At 68.6% G+C, this 17,489-nt stretch carries 11 protein-coding genes, 1 tRNA gene and 1 pseudogene; 7 read left to right on the forward strand and 6 right to left on the reverse strand.

The window, feature by feature from the left end:
- Nucleotides 1–18: 18 nt before the first annotated feature.
- The 3 genes from E1P53_RS00580 to E1P53_RS00590 form a co-directional block, all read right to left on the reverse strand.
- Nucleotides 19–4,188, reverse strand: coding sequence for a PDDEXK-like endonuclease domain-containing protein (locus E1P53_RS00580; protein WP_131733170.1), 4,170 nt, complete (start codon nucleotides 4,186–4,188; stop codon nucleotides 19–21).
- 191 nt (nucleotides 4,189–4,379) lie between these two features.
- On the reverse strand, nucleotides 4,380–4,733 hold the full coding sequence (locus E1P53_RS00585) for a rhodanese-like domain-containing protein (RefSeq protein ID WP_006899547.1): 354 nt from the start codon (nucleotides 4,731–4,733) through the stop codon (nucleotides 4,380–4,382).
- A 175-nt stretch (nucleotides 4,734–4,908) separates the two neighbouring features.
- Entirely contained in the window at nucleotides 4,909–6,714 is a 1,806-nt protein-coding gene (locus tag E1P53_RS00590) for a DEAD/DEAH box helicase (RefSeq protein ID WP_174320699.1), read from the reverse strand.
- A 238-nt stretch (nucleotides 6,715–6,952) separates the two neighbouring features.
- Between E1P53_RS00590 and E1P53_RS00595 the strand changes: the two genes are divergently transcribed.
- The 4 genes and pseudogenes from E1P53_RS00595 (at nucleotide 6,953) to E1P53_RS00610 (ending at nucleotide 12,139) form a co-directional block, all read left to right on the forward strand.
- The gene (locus E1P53_RS00595; RefSeq protein WP_131733171.1) at nucleotides 6,953–8,740 is read left to right on the forward strand and encodes an AMP-dependent synthetase/ligase; all 1,788 of its coding nucleotides are present in this window, start codon (nucleotides 6,953–6,955) and stop codon (nucleotides 8,738–8,740) included.
- 70 nt (nucleotides 8,741–8,810) lie between these two features.
- Entirely contained in the window at nucleotides 8,811–10,049 is a 1,239-nt protein-coding gene (gene opgC / locus E1P53_RS00600; protein ID WP_131733172.1) for an OpgC domain-containing protein, read from the forward strand.
- Entirely contained in the window at nucleotides 10,046–11,257 is a 1,212-nt protein-coding gene (locus tag E1P53_RS00605) for a trans-sulfuration enzyme family protein (protein WP_131733173.1), read from the forward strand. Before opgC ends, E1P53_RS00605 begins: the two co-directional genes overlap by 4 nt.
- A 59-nt stretch (nucleotides 11,258–11,316) precedes the next feature.
- A pseudogene (locus tag E1P53_RS00610) lies at nucleotides 11,317–12,139 on the forward strand (DUF1206 domain-containing protein).
- 34 nt (nucleotides 12,140–12,173) lie between these two features.
- Here the strand turns inward: E1P53_RS00610 and E1P53_RS00615 are convergent.
- Nucleotides 12,174–13,745: a DUF7782 domain-containing protein gene (locus E1P53_RS00615; protein WP_131733174.1), complete on the reverse strand. Its 1,572-nt coding sequence runs from the start codon at nucleotides 13,743–13,745 to the stop codon at nucleotides 12,174–12,176.
- 190 nt (nucleotides 13,746–13,935) lie between these two features.
- Here E1P53_RS00615 and E1P53_RS20370 point away from each other — a divergent pair, with 190 nt between their 5' ends.
- Nucleotides 13,936–14,583: a tunnelling fold family protein gene (locus tag E1P53_RS20370; RefSeq protein ID WP_165484378.1), complete on the forward strand. Its 648-nt coding sequence runs from the start codon at nucleotides 13,936–13,938 to the stop codon at nucleotides 14,581–14,583.
- Between the two features lie 174 nt (nucleotides 14,584–14,757).
- Here the strand turns inward: E1P53_RS20370 and E1P53_RS00625 are convergent, their stop codons facing one another.
- Nucleotides 14,758–16,107, reverse strand: coding sequence for a wax ester/triacylglycerol synthase domain-containing protein (locus E1P53_RS00625; RefSeq protein WP_131733175.1), 1,350 nt, complete (start codon nucleotides 16,105–16,107; stop codon nucleotides 14,758–14,760).
- 249 nt (nucleotides 16,108–16,356) lie between these two features.
- A tRNA-Leu gene (locus E1P53_RS00630) sits at nucleotides 16,357–16,441 on the reverse strand.
- Nucleotides 16,442–16,531: 90 nt separating this feature from the next.
- Here E1P53_RS00630 and E1P53_RS00635 point away from each other — a divergent pair.
- Nucleotides 16,532–16,972 carry a glucitol operon activator gene (locus E1P53_RS00635; RefSeq protein ID WP_040526508.1) on the forward strand — a complete coding sequence of 147 codons (441 nt, stop codon included), beginning with the start codon at nucleotides 16,532–16,534 and terminating at the stop codon, nucleotides 16,970–16,972.
- A complete protein-coding gene (locus E1P53_RS00640) occupies nucleotides 16,969–17,319 on the forward strand; it encodes a DUF3817 domain-containing protein (protein ID WP_006899537.1) in 351 nt (116 codons plus the stop codon). The genes E1P53_RS00635 and E1P53_RS00640 overlap by 4 nt, the downstream gene beginning before the upstream one ends.
- Nucleotides 17,320–17,489: the final 170 nt, after the last annotated feature.

Raw genomic sequence — 17,489 nt, forward strand, 5'->3', positions numbered from 1 at the left:
CTGCTCACGCGGACGGGTTCACTCCCCTGCCGTCAGGTTGATGGGCGTCCACGCCGGCGCGGCAGGCGCCCTGGGGTTCGCGGTGACCGACCCCGGCTTGCACCCGCGTGCCTCGAGCGCCGCGGCCACCTGCTCCATCACCCGATCGGGATCCAGTTCGAACTCCGATTCCCGGACGCGTACGAATTCCCAACCGCAGCGGCGCAGTTCGCGTTCACGCTCCAGATCGGACCGCGCCTGGCGCCCGGTCCCCGCGAAGGCGTCCGCGTCGCATTCGACGGCCATCCGCGCGTCGGCGCCGAGGACCACCAGATCGATGACCCGGTTGTTGACGGTGACCTTCGGGGTGACGTGATGACCGAGCGCGACCAGGCGGTTGAACACCCGTTGCTCGAGAAGGTTGTCGAACGGTTCCACCCGCCGGTCGTCGGGGACGTCGACAGGCATCGGAGGCACCGACAGGCCCTCGTGCGCGGTCATGTAGGACAGCAGCGAGTACCGGAGGTCGCCTGGTCTCAGGTCCTCGAGGGCGATCGAATGGAACAGCCACAGCTGGTCCATCGCCCGCGTCGCGGCCACGTTGACACGACGCTGGGACTCGGCCCGGGTCAGCGCCGAGATCGCGGACGGATCGGAGACCACCATCGACAAGAAGACGACCCGTCGCTCGTCGCCCTGGAAGTCGGGGGGCGTGCCGACGCGGATACGGCGCGCACGCCACGTCTCGTCGTCGACCGCAGCCCGCAACGCCTTCTCCAACGCCTCGGCCTGTTTGCTTCCGGCGAGGGCGATGACCCCGAAATCCATTCCGTCATAAGCTGAGTCGTCGAGGCAGGAGCGCAGCGCGCCGACGATCGCCTCGACCTCGGCCTCGTTGACGAGCGAGGCCCCGCTGCCGGTGGCCGTCCCGGCGACCGCGACGGTGCGCAGTGGATCGAGACGGTCGGAGCCGTACTGCCGCACGGGGATCAGCGGCGAGTTGGCGTAGAACTGCCGGGAGGAGAACTCGATGATCTCCGGCATCGACCGGAAATGCTCCCGCAACGCCACGACGTTGCCGAGCCGGCTGCGCAGCAATGAGAACAGACTCGACCGTGGGGTGAGTCCGTCGCGGAGGTATTCCGGGACATCCGGCAGGGCCGCGTCGAGTTCGGCGAACGCCTCGTCGAGCGTGGTCCCGGCGAGGCCGACGGGCGCGCACTGTTTGTCGTCGCCGACGACGATGACCCGCGGGGCCAGCCACAACAGGAATGCACTGGTGATGTCGGCCTGGGATGCCTCGTCGACGATGACCACGTCGAACGAGTGCCGCTTCGGCGGCAGTGTCTCGGCGACCTGGCTGATCGACATGATCCACGCCGGGATCGCGTTCTGCGCCACCGCCATCGCCTCTCGGGCGGCCTTGCGGAACCGGTTGGCGTGCTTGCCCGAACCCTTGCCCAGGTTGATCATGTGGTCGCGATAGGACTGCAGCGCCTGGATCTCGCCGGTCGTGGTGCGTGAGAGCAGCTCACGCCAGGCACGGGCGGAGGCCAGCCGGGTGGTCAGCTGCGCGATGTCGACCTCGAGTGCGTCGAGTTCGGCCTGGATGCGCTTCTCCGACTCGGGATCACTGCGATCGGTGATCCAGGTGTGGGCATATCGCCATGCCCACGCGGCCGACATCTCCCGGGCGCGGTCGGCCCACACCGGGTCGTCGGGGCTGCCCCACATCAGCTTCACGAGTTCGGGCGCGCGACTGCGCAGGCGCATCTGGAGCAGGTCGAGTGCGGTCTGCGCCGCCGCCGTCTCGCGTGCCTCCTTGTACGCGCGCCGCGCTTCCCGGATCGCCCCGGCATCCGCCGAGGCGAGCGCGGACAGAAGTGCGTCGCCTTCCGGCGAGGGCCCCTTCTCGAGCTCCGAGGCCAGAGCGGAGGCGTGATCGGAGAGCGCCTGCTCGGCGAGGACCGCGTCGTTGGCGGCGGCGATCGCATGCGCCTGCTCGGTGACCGCGGCGATCTCGGCGACGCTGCGCGGGCGCGGTCCTCCCGGACTGATCGCGTCGAGCTGGTGGACCAGGCGGTCGCGGCCGGTGACCAGCCGCGAGATCCACGCGAGCTGGGCGTCGAGTTGCACGAGGTGATCGACCTGGGCCGATCGCGACCCGGAGGCGTCGAACGGGACGTGGAGGTCGGCCAGGATCCGGTGCGCCTGTCCGACGGCCTCGACCACGGACAGGTGGTCGGCGACGCGCCGCAGCGACTGCTCGTCGGCGGGTTCCCGGCCGTCGACGGTGGCCCGCACCCCGGATTCCTCCACCGCCCGCTGCTCCGGCGAACGACGGAACCGGCCGCGCCACTGCCCGCCGGCGGCGAGGTGGTCGGCCGCGGCGTCGAAGATCGCGGCGTCGCCGGGGCGTTCGCCCTCGACGACGACCCGGTGGGCGCCCAGGTCGCGGTCGCGGCGGGCGGCCTCCGCGATCACCGGGGACAGCGTGGTGACCCGCGACCACAGGTGGGTGGCCTGTCCGGCGAGCAGGCGGTCGGCCATGTCGACCATCGGTGCTGGGAAAGAGCTCACCTCGGCCGCGGCCGCGGCCAGTTGCTCACAGGTCTGCTTGATCGCGAGGAGCCGTCCGCTGTCGACGCCGTCGAGCACGGACAGCAGAGACTCGGCACCGGACGTGCCCGTGCCGTGGGGCCGCGCGGCGACGCGTGCGCAGATCGCGTCCATCTCGGCCGGTTCCGGTAGGTACTCGGACAGGTCGGGGAAGCGCTGACCGAGGCGATGGGTGTCGCCGCCGGTGACCGCGAGCAGTTCGACGAGCCTGGCGAACTCCGCGGAGTCCAGCGGCGGCACGGCACCGGAGAGTCCCGGCGGCATCCAATCGTACTGCGGCGCATCGCGTTTGACCTGACGCACGATCTCGGCAGGGGTGCCGCGGTAGTCGCCGGCCACCCACTCGTGGACCTCGGTCTCGGATGCCCGCAGCTCCCACAGGTCCCGCAGGGTGCGATCGCGGCTCATGAGGGCATGTTCGCGTCGTGCCTCGAGATCGGCGATCTCGGCGTCGGCGACGGCCTCGGAGAACGAGGCCTTGCGCGTGGCGAGGTTCTCGACGACCGAGACGATCGCGTCCGATCGGTCCCGGGAGACGTCGGCGATGGACACGGCGAGGTCGCGCAACTCGGGTGGGAGCATGTCGCGGAGCACGTGGAGGGCGTGGGCCTTCTCGCTGACGACGAGGACACGCTGCCCCTTCGCGAGCAGCGCCGACATCACGTTGGCGATGGTGTGGGTCTTGCCCGTGCCGGGCGGCCCCTCGACGACCACGCCGATGTCGTTGCCGAGCCGCACCAGCACGTCGCGCTGCTCGACGTTCGACGGCAGCGGGAACAGCGCGTCGGAGACGAGTCGGTCGGGTTCGAGGATCCCGGGCTCGGCGAGTGCGGCGAGCCGCTCGGGGGCCTCGATGGGACGGACGAGCTGCGCGGGCCCGACGGGCACGGGCGACTCGTCGTCGCGTAGGTCGTCGAGGATGGCGTCGTAGAAGGCGACCGAGCTCTCGACGCTGCGCCGCCGCAGCACGACGGCGGGACGCATGTCGAGCGCGAGTCTCACGCGGTCGGGGTCGACGTCGATCTCGTCGAGCCAGTCCCCGATCAGGTCGGCGACCTGCTTCGACGCCACCGACGGTTGCTCGGCGATCCGGGACCGGGTCTTGACCGCACCGGCCAGTTCGATGCCGTCGACGGAGGCGAGCAGGTGCGTGTCGTGTAGGACCGGCACCGACCCCGCGGCCAGGGAGAGCCTGATGGCGCGCGAGTCGTCGCGGTCGGCGACCAGCGCCTGCGTCAGGAGGTGCTCGCGGACCAGGGGTTCGCCGGTCGTATCACCGCCCGCGTCGTCGTGGACCGTCACCAGCGCGTCGGCCAGGACCAACTCGAGTGTCTCCGGGTTCTCGGCCAACTCGTCGAGGAGGCCGGAGAGCTCTGCGTGTGCCGGGTCGTCGGGCCCGAGCTCGATCACGACGTGGCCGGGCACCGCCGACGACCGCACCGAGACGGAGGTGGAGGAACCGACCCAGACATGGCCGACGTGCTCGTCGATGTCGCGGACGTCGCCCGAGCGGGAACGGACGACATCGCGGAGGAACGACATCAGCCGGGTGACCTGGTCTCGCAGTGCCTCGCGAGTGTCATCCTGCATCCGATTGCGTCCTCTCGTCGATCCGCGCACCCCACGCTATCAAGGCGCTGGTCAGGACACGGGGGCCGATGCGGCGTGCGCGTCATCCGGCGGGCGACGAAGTGCCGCCCCGCACTCGCGCACAGAGGCGGCGTCGGTGCGGGTGGTCCCGGCCCGCGCCGGCGGCCGGACCGCCGGTGCGGGCCGGGTGATCAGACCCGGGATCGCAGTGCCCGGTAGCCGCCGTCGACGTAGTGGACGTTGGTGTAGCCGAGCTTGGCGATCTGCTCGGCGATACGCGGGGCCTCCGAGCGGACGGACACCACCGCGATCTCGGTGTCGCGACGGATCTCGCGCGCCTTGGCGGACGGATCCTTGATCACCGGGAAGCTGCCGGTCGGGGTCGGCCGCAGGCGTGCGGGGACCTCTGAGGGCTCCACGACGAAGGCGCCGGGAAGACTTCCCTGATGCCGTACGACCTGCGGACGCGCATCGACCACGACCGCCTTGCCGGCGCGACTGTGATCCCACGCTTCCTCTGCTGAAATCGCACTCACCACTGCCACTGGTGACTCACCAATCCTGTGTTCACTCGAACGTTGCCGATCCGCCCGCGCCGGACCCCGGACGGGACCCGAACGCGCGGGAACGGATTCCTGTTGACCCCCGCATCTCAGGTTACGGATTGATTGCAGATTGGCAAGAACCGCAGGTCAGCGAGCTGATCGCCGGTGAGACGAATCAGGAACGGCGTCCCCGGCCGGCGACTCGCGGCGACGGCCGCTTGCCCCAGTTGTCGCGGCCGCCGTGGGCATTGCGCTTGGCGCCGCCCCGTGCGCGGGGCGCACCGAGATCCTTGCGGATGTCGATCGGGTGCTTGCCGATCCTGGTGTGCCGCAGCAGCGACAGCGTCTCCTTGTCGAGATCGTCGGGCAACTCCACGAGGCTGAAGTCGTCGCGGATGCTGATGTTGCCGAAGTCGGCGCGCGTGAGACCGCCTTCGTTCGCAATGGCCCCGACGATCGCGCCCGGGGAGACCTTGTGCTTGCGCCCGACCGCGATGCGGTAGGTCGCGTAGCTCGCACCCGGACGCCGCGGGGCCCGCTCGCGGCGGGCGGGGCGCTCGGACTCCGGCGGGTCCGGGGCCATGAGGAATCCGCCGTCGCGGGTCTCGAGGGCGAGAGCCGCCGCGATGTCGGCCATCGTGACGTCGTGCTCGCGGGCGTAGTTCTCCACGAGGCCGCGGAAGAGATCGAGGTGCTCCGACGACAGGTTCTGCGTGATCGAGTCGGCGAACTTGGCGACGCGCTGCGCGTTGACGTCGTCGACGCTGGGCAAGCCGATCTCGGTCAGCTCCTGCCGCGTCGCGCGCTCGATGGCGCGGAGCAGGTGGCGCTCGCGCGGCGAGACGAACAGCAGCGCGTTGCCCGAGCGGCCCGCACGACCGGTGCGGCCGATGCGGTGCACGTAGGACTCGGTGTCGTGCGGGATGTCGTAGTTGACGACGTGGGAGATGCGGTCGACGTCGAGTCCGCGCGCGGCCACGTCCGTGGCGACGAGGATGTCGATCGAGCCGTTCTTGAGCTGGTTGATCGTGCGCTCGCGCTGCGCCTGCGCGAGGTCGCCGTTGATCGCCACCGCCGACAGGCCGCGCGACCGCAGCTTCTCGGCGAGCTCCTCGGTCGCCTGCTTGGTGCGGACGAAGACGATCATCGCGTCGAATTCCTCGACCTCGAGGAATCGGGTCAACGCGTCGAGCTTGCGCTGGTGGGACACCTGTAGATAGCGCTGGGTGATGTTCTGCGCGGTCGCCGTCTTGGACTTGACGGTGATCTCCTGCGGATCGTTCAGATACCGCTGGGCCAGGCGCCGGATCGCACTGGGCATGGTCGCCGAGAACAGCGCGACCTGCTTGGAGTCGGGGGTCTCGGCGAGGATGCGCTCGACGTCCTCGGCGAATCCCATCGTGAGCATCTCGTCGGCCTCGTCGAGCACGAGGAACTCGAGGTTGGAGATGTCGAGGGTCTTGCGGTCGAGGTGATCGATGACGCGACCCGGGGTGCCGACGATGACCTGCGCGCCGCGACGCAGGCCCGCGAGCTGCACGCCGTAGGACTGGCCGCCGTAGATCGGCAGGACCTTCACCTCGGGCATGTGCGCCGAGTAGCGGCCGAACGCCTCGGACACCTGCAACGCGAGCTCGCGCGTGGGCGCGAGGATGAGCGCCTGGGGAGTCTTCGCGGAGGTGTCGAGGCGCGACAGGATCGGGATCGCGAACGCCGCGGTCTTACCGGTGCCGGTCTGGGCCAGGCCGACGACGTCGCGGCCGGCCATCAGCGGCGGGATGGTCGCCGCCTGGATCGGGGACGGGGTCTCGTAGCCGACGTCGGAGATCGCGGCCCGGACCCGGGGCTCGATGCCCAGATCGTCGAAGGTGTGGTCGGTGGTGCTGGCCGGCGAAGCTGCCGCCGGGGATTCTGTCACGGAAATGCCTGTCACTGCGGGGTCTGCCGGCGCACTGCGCTCGTCTTGATCGGAAGTGCTCATGCGCTACGGGTCTCATTCATCGCTATCAACTGTAAACGCCCAGGCCGGGAAATTCGGCATCGTGCCACAAGCCCGTCACATCTCGCCGATGAACTGCGGATACACCACTTCGAGTGGCACGTGTGATGCATCACACCGAATACTGGTACTGTCAGTTCCACTCAACGGCCGGTGGTCGGGGTGTTTCCCGACGCCGGTGCCCGAAATGCCCATATCGTCTGCCCGACACAGGAGTGCCATGCAGCAGCAGTACGCCACCCCGTCCGATCTGACGATCGACGACAAGGCGAGCCTCGTCGACTCGATCCTGAAGTACCGGAGCGAGCGACCGACCCTCCCTCTCTTCCGCAAGCGCTCCCACAACCAGTGGATCAACGTCACCGCGAAGCAGTTCGCCGACGAGGTGGACGCGGTCGCCAAGGGTCTCATCGCCTCGGGCGTGCAGCCCGGCGACCGGGTCGCGATCCTGTCGTCGACCCGCTACGAGTGGACCGTCCTCGACTACGCGATCTGGCGTGCGGGCGGTTGCACCGTCGCCATCTACGAGACCTCGGCGCCCGACCAGGTGCAGTGGATCCTCGAGGACTCCGCCGCGGTCCTGCTGGTGGTGGAGAACCAGGGCCACTACACCAAGCACATCCGGGTCATCGACGAGACGTCCACCCTGAAGGAGACCCTCGTCTTCGACGAGCACGCGCTGCCCACGCTGGCCAAGCGCGGCGCGAAGGTCGCCGACGACGAGCTCGACCGCCGTCGTGCGAACGCCCTCTCGAGTGACGCCGCGACCCTCATCTACACCTCGGGCACCACCGGACGCCCCAAGGGCGTCCTGCTCACCCACGCCAACTTCATGGCGGAGTGCGCGGCCACCCGCGACGCCGTGGGCGCCGGCCTGCAGGAGGGCAAGCAGACCCTGCTGTTCCTGCCGCTGGCCCACGTGTTCGCGCGCATCATCGCCGTCGCCGCCATCGAGAACCGCGTCATCCTCGGCCACACGAACGACATCGCGAACCTCGTCGATCTCTTCGCCACCTTCAAGCCGCACTACGTGCTGTCGGTGCCGCGCGTGTTCGAGAAGGTGTACAACTCCGCCAAGCAGAAGGCCTACGACGGCGGCAAGGGCTCGATCTTCGAGAAGGCCACCGAGACCGCGATCGAGTACAGCAAGGCGATGGAGGCCGGCAAGATCGGCCTCGGCCTGAAGCTGCGCCACGCGCTGTTCGACAAGCTGGTCTACGGCAAGCTCCGCGCCGCACTCGGCGGCCAGTGTGAGGGCGCGATCTCCGGTGGCGCCCCGCTCGGCGCCCGCCTCGGCCACTTCTTCCGCGGCGTCGGCATCCCGGTGTACGAGGGCTACGGCCTCACCGAGACCACCGCCGCCGTCACCGCGAACAACGAGAAGCACCAGAAGGTCGGTTCGGTCGGCCGCCCGGTGCCCGGCGTGACCGTCCGGATCGCCGAGGACGGCGAGATCCTGGTCAAGGGCCCGATGGTGTTCAGCGGCTACTGGCAGAACGAGCAGGCCACCGCCGACGCGATCCGCGACGGCTGGTTCCACACCGGTGACGTCGGCACCCTCGACGACGGCTACCTCTTCATCACCGGGCGCAAGAAGGAACTGATCGTCACCGCCGGCGGCAAGAACGTCGCCCCGGCACAGCTCGAGGACTCGATCCGCGCGCATCCGCTGGTCAGCCAGTGCCTGGTGGTCGGCGACAACAAGCCGTTCATCGGCGCCCTGATCACCCTCGATGCGGAGGCCATCCCGGGTTGGCTGGAGCGGCACCACCTGCCCGCCGACACCCCGATCTCCGACCTGGTCGACAACCCCGACCTGCGCAAGGAGATCGAGGCCGCGGTCGCCGAGGCGAACGCCAAGGTGTCCAACGCCGAGGCCATCAAGAAGTTCACGATCCTCGACACCGACTTCAGCATCGAGTCGGGTGAGCTGACGCCGACGCTCAAGCTCAAGCGCAACGTGATCCACGACGCCTACAAGGAGGCGATCGCCGACCTGTACTCGTAAGCGATCTCCATCACGACTCACCGCGGCCCGGGATGACTCCGGGCCGCGGTGAGTTCTAGTGTGCAGGTCAATGTCTGCCAACCGTGCGTCTGCAAACCGTGTGCCCGCGAAACGGAGCCCCGGTAACCGGGATCTCGCGATCGACGCCACCCGCGGAGTGGCGATCTGGAGCATGGTCACCGCGCACTTCGCGACCGAATCGGCGCTCGCGGCCCCCACGCATTCCTTCAACTACGTCGACGGCATGTCGGCCTTCGTCATGCTCTCCGGCATCGTCCTGGGCCTGGTGTACCAACGCTGGGTCACGCGGTACGGGCTGCGCTTCGCCTACATCCGTCTCCTCAAACGCATCGCCGTCCTCTACTGCTGCCAGTTGCTCATCGCGCTCGTCGCGGTCGCGGCCGCGCTGGCCGGACACCGCTGGCTGACGCTGCTGCTGCCGATCGACGGCTGGATGCAGGGGATCTGGCTGTCGGTGACCATGCAGTACCTGCCGAGCGGCGGCAACATCCTGCTGCTCTACATGGTGCTGATGGCGACGGCGTTCGCCCTGTTCCCGATGCTGCAGCGAGGCTGGTGGGCGCCGATCCTGGCGGCCTCGCTGGCGCTGTACGTCCTGTCGCTCTTCTGGTCCCCGGACTGGTTCTATCTCAGCGCCTACCAGGCGGCCCCCCACATCCAGAACGTCGCCGGCTGGCAGATCATGTTCATCCCGTCGGTGGTGATCGGCTGGAACTGGACCCGCTGGGACGTCCCCGAATTCATCGACCGATGGCTGCTCGTCATCATCGCGGTGGCGGTGGCCGTCGCGCTGTTCTTCCACTACGGCATCGACACCGGACCGTGGGCGCACCTCGAACCGAAGCTCGCCGACAAACTCGACTTCCGTCCGGCACGGGCGATCGGCGCCTATCTCGCGATCCCCGCCCTCTACGGGGTGTTCCGTCTGTTGCTGCGCTGGTGGCACCACGACTGGCTGCGCCCGCTGGTCATGACCGGCACCCGGAGTCTCGACTCCTACGTCATCCAGGCGATCGCGCTGGTCGTCGTGCCCATCCACATCGCGCACCGCCCGTGGGACGACATCACCATGCAGTCCGTCGCGCTGCTGGTGTTCGGCGCCTGCTGGGCCTGGGCCGAGTTCCGCCACTTCATGCACATCGACAAGCTGCACCGGGTCCCCGGACGGATTGTCCGGAGCCTCGGCGACCAGAGGAAGCCGTCCGGCCCGGCCCCCGGGCCGGCACATCGACCCGATCGGGAGACCCCGACCGGCGAGCAGCTGCATACGACAGGAGCCCACGTATGAACGACGAGATCAGGCCCGACGCCCACGGCATGATGACCCGCAGTGTCCATGCGGGCAACGACCCGTCGGGTCCGTCGATCCGCACGCCGATCACGATGGCGAACTCCTACCACCTGCCGCCCGAACCCGAGCAGATGAGCTGGTCGGGAACCAACCAGCTGTTCTACACGCGCAACACCGGCGCCAACCAGGTGGCCCTGCAGGACAAGCTCGCCGCGCTGGAGGAGGCCGAGGCCGCCGTCGCCCTGGCCTCCGGGGTCGCCGCCCTGCACGCGGTGTTCTTCACCTTCCTGTCCACCGGCGACCACGTCGTCGTCTCCGACACGACCTATGAGGCGACCTGGAAACTCTGGGCCGAGCTGCTGCCGAGGAAGTACGGGATCGAGGCGACCTTCGTCGACGTCACCGATCACGACGCGGTCCGCGCCGCCTTCCGGCCCGAGACCAAGCTCTTCGCGGTGGAGACCATCGCGAACCCGACCACCAAGGTCGCCGACATTGCCGCAATGGCCGGGATCGCGCACGAGGCGGGAGCGTTGTTGCTGGTCGACTCGACCTTCACGCCTCCCCCGCTCTACCGGCCGCTCGCCGACGGCGCCGACCTCGTCGTGCACTCGCTGACGAAGTACATCAACGGCCACGGTGACGCGATGGGCGGTGCGGTGCTCGGCCGGGCCGAGCTCATCGACCGCATCAAGGCGGAGGCGATGGTCGACGTGGGCGGCGTCATCTCTCCGTTCAACGCCTGGCTCATCTCGCGCGGCGCGATCACCCTGCCCCTTCGGTTCGCCCAGCACCAGCAGACCGCCGAACGGGTGGCGGCATTCCTCGACGCCGACCCGCGCATCGCCTACGTCCGCTACCCCGGGCTGCCCTCGCATCCCGAGCACGACCTGGCCGCACGCCAGTTCGACGGCCGGGGCTTCGGCGCCATGATGGCGTTCGCGGTGCGCGGAGATTCGGCGACCCAGAACCGGTTCGTGGCCAATCTCGAGGTGATCACCTCCGCGGTGTCACTGGGCCACGACGAGTCCCTGATCGTGCACGTCGGGCCCGACGGGCCGCGTGTCGCCGCCTACCCGGCGGAGTTCCGCGAGTGGGGCCACCTCCGTTTCTCCGTCGGACTCGAGGACGCCGACGATCTGATCGCCGACCTGGCCCGGGCGCTCGCGGCAACCTTCCCGAACGGCCTCGACCAGCGGGTGTAGCGGACCCGGCCGCCGGGTATCCCCTGACCGTGCACCTCACGGACAGAAGGGCGGCGACGATGGCCGGCAACTCACTCACCGGCGCCGTCGACCGCGCCACCGACAGTTCATGGTTCGAGCGGGTGGCCGGGCGCGGGTCACGCGGTCAGCGGACTCGTCCACCTCCTGATCGCCTACATCATCGTGCGCCTCGCATTCGGCGACGGCGGTTCCGCCGACCAGTCGGGCGCGCTGGGGATGTTCGCCGACAGCACGGGTGGACGGATCGCGCTCTGGGTGGCGGCCGTGGCCTTCGCCGGACTCGCGCTGTGGCGGTTCGCCGAGGCGATCGTCGGACCGCACCCCGCCGAGCCCGGCCGTGGCGACAACGACGGCCTCGAGGACTGGGTCGATCGCGGCAAGGCATTCTCGGTGGGGCTCGTGTTCGTCGGGTTCGCCTGGACCGCAGCACGATTCGCGATGGGCGGCGGCACCTCGAGCGGAGAGCAGAACGCCGGCCTCACCGCCCGGCTCATGGAGTCGGGCGCGGGAAAGTTCGTGGTCGTGGTCGCCGGACTCGTCATCATCGGCGTCGGCGGCTACCACGTGTACAAGGGCGCGCGACGCAAGTTCCTCGACGACCTGACGGTCGCCGGCGACCGGGGCGCGACGGTCGCCGGCGTGATCGGCTACTGCGGCAAGGGGACCGTGCTCGTCGGGACAGGCGTCCTCGTCCTCGTCGCGGTGGCGACCGCGGATCCGTCGAAGGCCAGTGGCCTCGACGCGACGGTGAAATCGCTGTCCGGCCTGCCGGCCGGTCAGGTCCTGATGCTGCTGGCTGCCGCCGGCATCGCCGCCTACGGCGTCTACTGCTACTGGCTGACCCGCTTCGCACGGATGTGACCGACGTCCGGAGCGGCCCGCTGCGACGAGCGACTCAGGTGGCCTCGTAGAGGATTCCGCGTCCGATCGCCTCGCGCACCACCGGGAGCGCCGCCTCCGCCAGCGCGTCGGCATCGACCCCGTGGAAATCGGCCAGCAATTCGATCAGCGCACCGAGCGGGACCTGACCGCGACAGCCGGCGAGCAGCGCCCGCGACACCTCGTCGACGCCGAGGACCGCTGCGGGACCTCCGGGCCGGCGGACGGCCGAGCCGACGAGCTGCCAGCCGTCCTCACCGGGCAGGGAGTGCTCCTCGAGCATGACCGGCGCCACCGAGAGCCGTCGGGTGAGCAGTTCGGCATCCGAGGTCTCACGTAGGTATCGGCGTCGCGCCAGAAAGGCCTGCGCCTCCGGACCGGTGATCTCCTCGCCGGCGCCGGTGATCTCCTCGATCACGACGTCGGGTCGGCGGTCCTCCCCCGCCTCCGGCGCCCGGACGGTGATGGAGCCCATCCCGATCGCGGCGATCCCGTTGTCGGCGAACCACTTCAGCCACTCGGCTCCGCGACGGGTCGCGGTCTGCTCGTCCTCCCCGGCGTCGGACAACCACAGCGACACGTAGCTGATGGGATCGGCCGCCTCCCGCTGGACCACCCAGGCGTCGAGACCGGTGCCCTCGAGCCAGGCGCGCGGGCGGTCGCGCCAGTCCGCGCCCTCGGGAATGATCCAGTTGGCGAGGAGTTGCGCGGTGCCGCCCGGGTTCAGGTGCGTTGGGAGTTCGCGGATCAACTGCTCGCACAACGCGTCTCCGACGACGCCGGAGTCGCGGTAGATGTAGTCCTGACTGCCGGTGCCGACCACGAAGGGCGGGTTGGACACGATCAGGTCGAACCGCTCGCCGGCCACGGGTTCGAACATGCTGCCCGCGCGCAGATCCCATGTCATGCCGTTGAGTCGTGCCGTGGCGCGCGCCAGGGCGAGAGCGCGCTCGTTGGTGTCGGTGGCGACGATCTCCTCGCAGTGCGAGCTCAGGTGCAGCGCCTGGATCCCGCAGCCGGTGCCGATGTCGAGCGCGCGCCGGGCCGGTTCGCGGATCACCGCTCGGGCCAGCGACAACGACGCGGCACCGATCCCGAGCACGTGGTCGCGGGCCAGCGGGCCCGGTCGCATCGCCGCATCCTGGTCGGCGACGACGAGGAAATCGTGGGTGTCGTCGGCGTGCGGCCGGATGTCAAGGCGGGCGCGGAGAAGTCCGTCGTCGAGCCTCTCGAGCGCACCCTGGTCGACGAGCGCGTCCACTCCGGCCGAGGGGAACGCCCGCGCGACACGTGATCGCGGTTCGTCGGAGCCGAGGAGGAACAGTCGGATGATGGTGGCCAGCGGGACCCGATCGGCGTCTTCGGTGGCGGTCGACGCGGGCCACCAGACACCGCGCAGCAGCGCGTCGTGGATGTCGTCGCCCAGGAACTCGGTGACCCCGTCGGTGGTGTAGCCGGCCGCACGGAGGTCGGCGCCGAGCGCGTCCACGACCGCGTCGTCGGTCAGCGGATGGCCGGTGTCGGCGGGCGGGGCCTTCGTCGTGGATGCGTCGCTGCGTGGCTGGCCGGAGGTACGTTGCGCGGTCACGCTGATGAGGCTACTCACGCACTGCGGCCGTAGAACCACGGCCGACGCCGTGCGTCGGCAACGATTCGATTCCGTTCGGGATGACAATCTGGAAATTTATTACTATGTGGGCTAGTACGGGTGAACCACATCACGAGTGGGTACCTGACCATGCACGTATCCAGATCCTGATCGGAAGGACGGCAACGCCATGAGCTCACCGGAGAGCAGCGGCGATCGAGAGACGGCGGCCGCCGAGGACGTGACCGTCACCGACGCCGCCGATCAGAGCACTGTGGACGAGAACGTGGGCGTCGAAGCAACCGCCGAGAACACGGCCGTCACCGACACCCCCGACCAGAGCACCGTGGACGAGAACGTGGACGTCGACGCAACCGCCGAGAACACCGCTACGGGCGAAGCGGACGGCGTCACCACCGAGGTCGCCGGCACCGACACCGAGACGGAGAGCGCCGCGGCCCAGGCGAGCGACCCGGAGTCCGCGGTTTCGGAGTCGCCCGCCGACGACTCCGATGGCTACGCAGAGGACGAGACCGTCGAGATCACCGCCGAGGAGGTGGCCGCCGTCACGACACCCGAGGACGCTGCGGAGACCGCCGATGCCGCGGATGACGATGAGCCGCACGTCTCGTCGCGGGTGCGCGTCACGCTCGAGGACGGCACGGTACGCGAGGGAGAGATCATCGACGACTTCGCCGACCTCGCCCCGGGCGACAAACCGGTCGAGGCGCGCATCGATCACGAACACGTCGCCCGCCTGCGCCGGTGGGCGATATCGACCGATGACCACGACATCGTCTTCGCCGATGACGATGCGGTGGAGTTGATCTCGGCCTGAGTCGCACATCGCCTCCGCACGAGAACGCCGGTCGAGGCACTTCTTACTCGTTGCATGTCGGGGCGACGGCGAGTTCAAGTAGGTGCGCCCTTCAAGCGCCTGATTCCGGCGCTAGGGGGAGGCCTCCGAACACCTGGACGGCCAGGCCACGCTCACGATCGTCTGTCTGTGGCCCTACATCGCGTCTGCGCCCGTTAGCGCCGCGAGCTCTGCTCTCAGACACCGAGCGTAGCCGTCCGGCGCCGGCAGCTGCTTGGGGTCGTACACGAAAGCGATTCCCAGAACGTCCCCCAGGCGAGAGACCGAATGGTTGAGCCCGAGACCATCCGCCAATGGGGGTGCCCCGAAATTGGCCACCACAGGCGAACCGGCCAACACCCACTCATCTGCAGGCCCCTTCGAGACCGTGCTCACCTTGAGTTGGGTGAATCCAGGCTTGGCGTGCGCACCCGACCGTCGCTGCCAGGCGGCAAGCCCTCGGTAGACGAATCCAGGAAGCCGGGGCAAGATGTCCGGCTGGCACGATTCCGCCCACGAAGGCAGACGAAAGCGGGCACGCTCCCGGGCCACATTCGCGTGAATCGCGACACACCGCTCGGCCGCCGGTAGGTCCACGCGCAGGTCGACGATCGCAATCGCGGTCGCATTGCGGGCCTCGGCGGAGATATCTCTGATCGAGATCGGCACAGCTGCGGCCAGATGCTCTTCCCCGAGGTGCCTTGCCGCTGCGCCACCGATGGCAGCGAGCACCAGATCATTCACCGAGACCTCACCGATTCGCTTCGCCGCCTGCCGCAACTCGGAAACCGACGCGTACACGACCTCGGTGACCGCCTCGCCGCTCCAGGCCTGATTGACCGCCGAACTGCGGGGCTCGAAATCCGGCATGCTCCAAAGACCTGCTCGTCTGTCTTTCGACCTCTGCCGGCTGGTCTTCAGCAAACGCCATACGTCGGATAGGACAAGAAATGGTCGGACAACCAGTCGTGCCGATTCGAGCGCTGTGACAGTGCCACGCGAGACGGTCTGCCCTACCTCGCAACTGGAAACGTCACTCGAGAACAACTTCCTCGCGACATCCGCAAAACCCAAGCCGTCGGTTATCGCGTGATTGCACTTGAGGATGACGACCACGCACTCACGCCCGTGGGCCGGTTCGATTCCGCCGACGTGTCGGACGATCTCGGCACTCCACAGAGGTCGGGAAGAATCGAAGACGACTCGGTGTGTGCCGGCGATTCGCATCCGAAGCTCATCCCACGACATGCCCGACGTTGCGGAAATGTGGTCACGAGGGTCGAAGGCCGGAGCCTCCGACCAGTAAGCATCTCCGATGTCGCCATAGGCTCGGACCATCCTCTGCCTGAGTTCCGGAATCCCAGAAGCTCGGTCGGCGAGCCACTGAACCAACTCTTCCGTGGTCGCGTCGGATTCTGCGAACGCATATGCGGAGACCATCGCCGAACTCACGCGATCGGACTCGGAATAGACGTACAGAGCATCAAGTGGCTTGACTCGTATCACTCGACCCAACTTATCTATGGTGCTCGGACGCGCGACTCTGGAACCGCTCGCGCGCAGCTGTCAGGAGAGGCGTATCAGCACGACAACGCGATGAAGATCAACGATAGACCTGGGCGTTTGGAGCAGCTCGATGGTTTACCGAGCCGTCCACCGACCGGGACCGGCAGAAGTCGCACACAGCGCGACGCTGAGATAGCCGCACCCGCGCCAAATGACGGACCCGGCGTACTGCGCCGCACGCCCGCGGCGTGGTGCGCGAGGGGGGACTTGAACCCCCACGTCCGAAGACACTGGAACCTAAATCCAGCGCGTCTGCCAATTCCGCCACTCGCGCAAGACGCGCCCGGCGGGGCCGGACGCACTGTAACGGCGACCACCCTACCGGCCGCGTTCTGATCATCGCAGGCCAGGTACCGTGAAAGGCATGTCCTCTCCCCGTCGTCGCACGCACCGGCCCGCGCTCATCGTGCTGACCGTCGTCGCCGCGGCGGCATGCCTTGCGCTCGCCTGGTGGCAGTGGACCCGCTTCGAGTCCGCGTCGGGCACCGGCCAGAACCTGGGCTACGCACTCCAATGGCCGGCCTTCGCGGTGGCCGTGATCTACGCCTACCGCCGCTTCGTCGTCCTGGAGAGCGACCCCGAAGAGGCGCGCAAGGTCGCCGAGAAGTCCCGGGTGGACGAGATCCCCGAGGGCATCCTCCCGGAGCGGCCGACCACGCCGAGCGCAGCGGCACTCGCCGATCTCGATCCGCGGGCCGACAAAGCACTCATCGAGTACAACCGGTACCTCGCCGAGCTGCGTGCCGCCGACGCCCCCGAGTCCCAGTCCACCGACAGCACCCCCTCGTCGAAAGGCACCCAGTGACCGAGACCGCTTCCGCCTCCCCCGTCCCCGCCGCACAGGCGGAGAAGGTCCGGGCCGCCCTGCTGCGGTACCGGGTGCTCGCGTGGATCACCGGTATCTGGTTGCTGCTGCTCGTCGCCGAGCTGATCCTGGCCTACGGCTTCGACAACAAGGCCCTGGGCTTCGTGCCCATCGTCCACGGCTGGGTCTACTTCGTGTACCTGATCATGGCCGTCGACCTGGCCATCAAGGTCCGCTGGAGCGTGGGCAAGACGATCATCACCGCGATCGCCGGCACCATCCCGTTCCTGTCCTTCTGGGTCGAGCACATCCGGACCAAGGAAGTGAAGGCGCAGTTCGGGCTCTGATCCGTCACCGGCGACCTGAAGGGCGCCTTCGTCCGCGGACCGGGCATTGCTGCGCGGGCACCCCGCAAAAGCCTCGACAACAGATTCAGCAGTAGGTATCGCCAGGCGATACCTACTGCTGAATGATCGTCATCGTGAGCTCGCAAGGCCGTCGTACGACCTGCGATGCC

Source organism: Gordonia paraffinivorans (assembly GCF_900683595.1).
GTDB lineage: Bacteria > Actinomycetota > Actinomycetes > Mycobacteriales > Mycobacteriaceae > Gordonia > Gordonia paraffinivorans.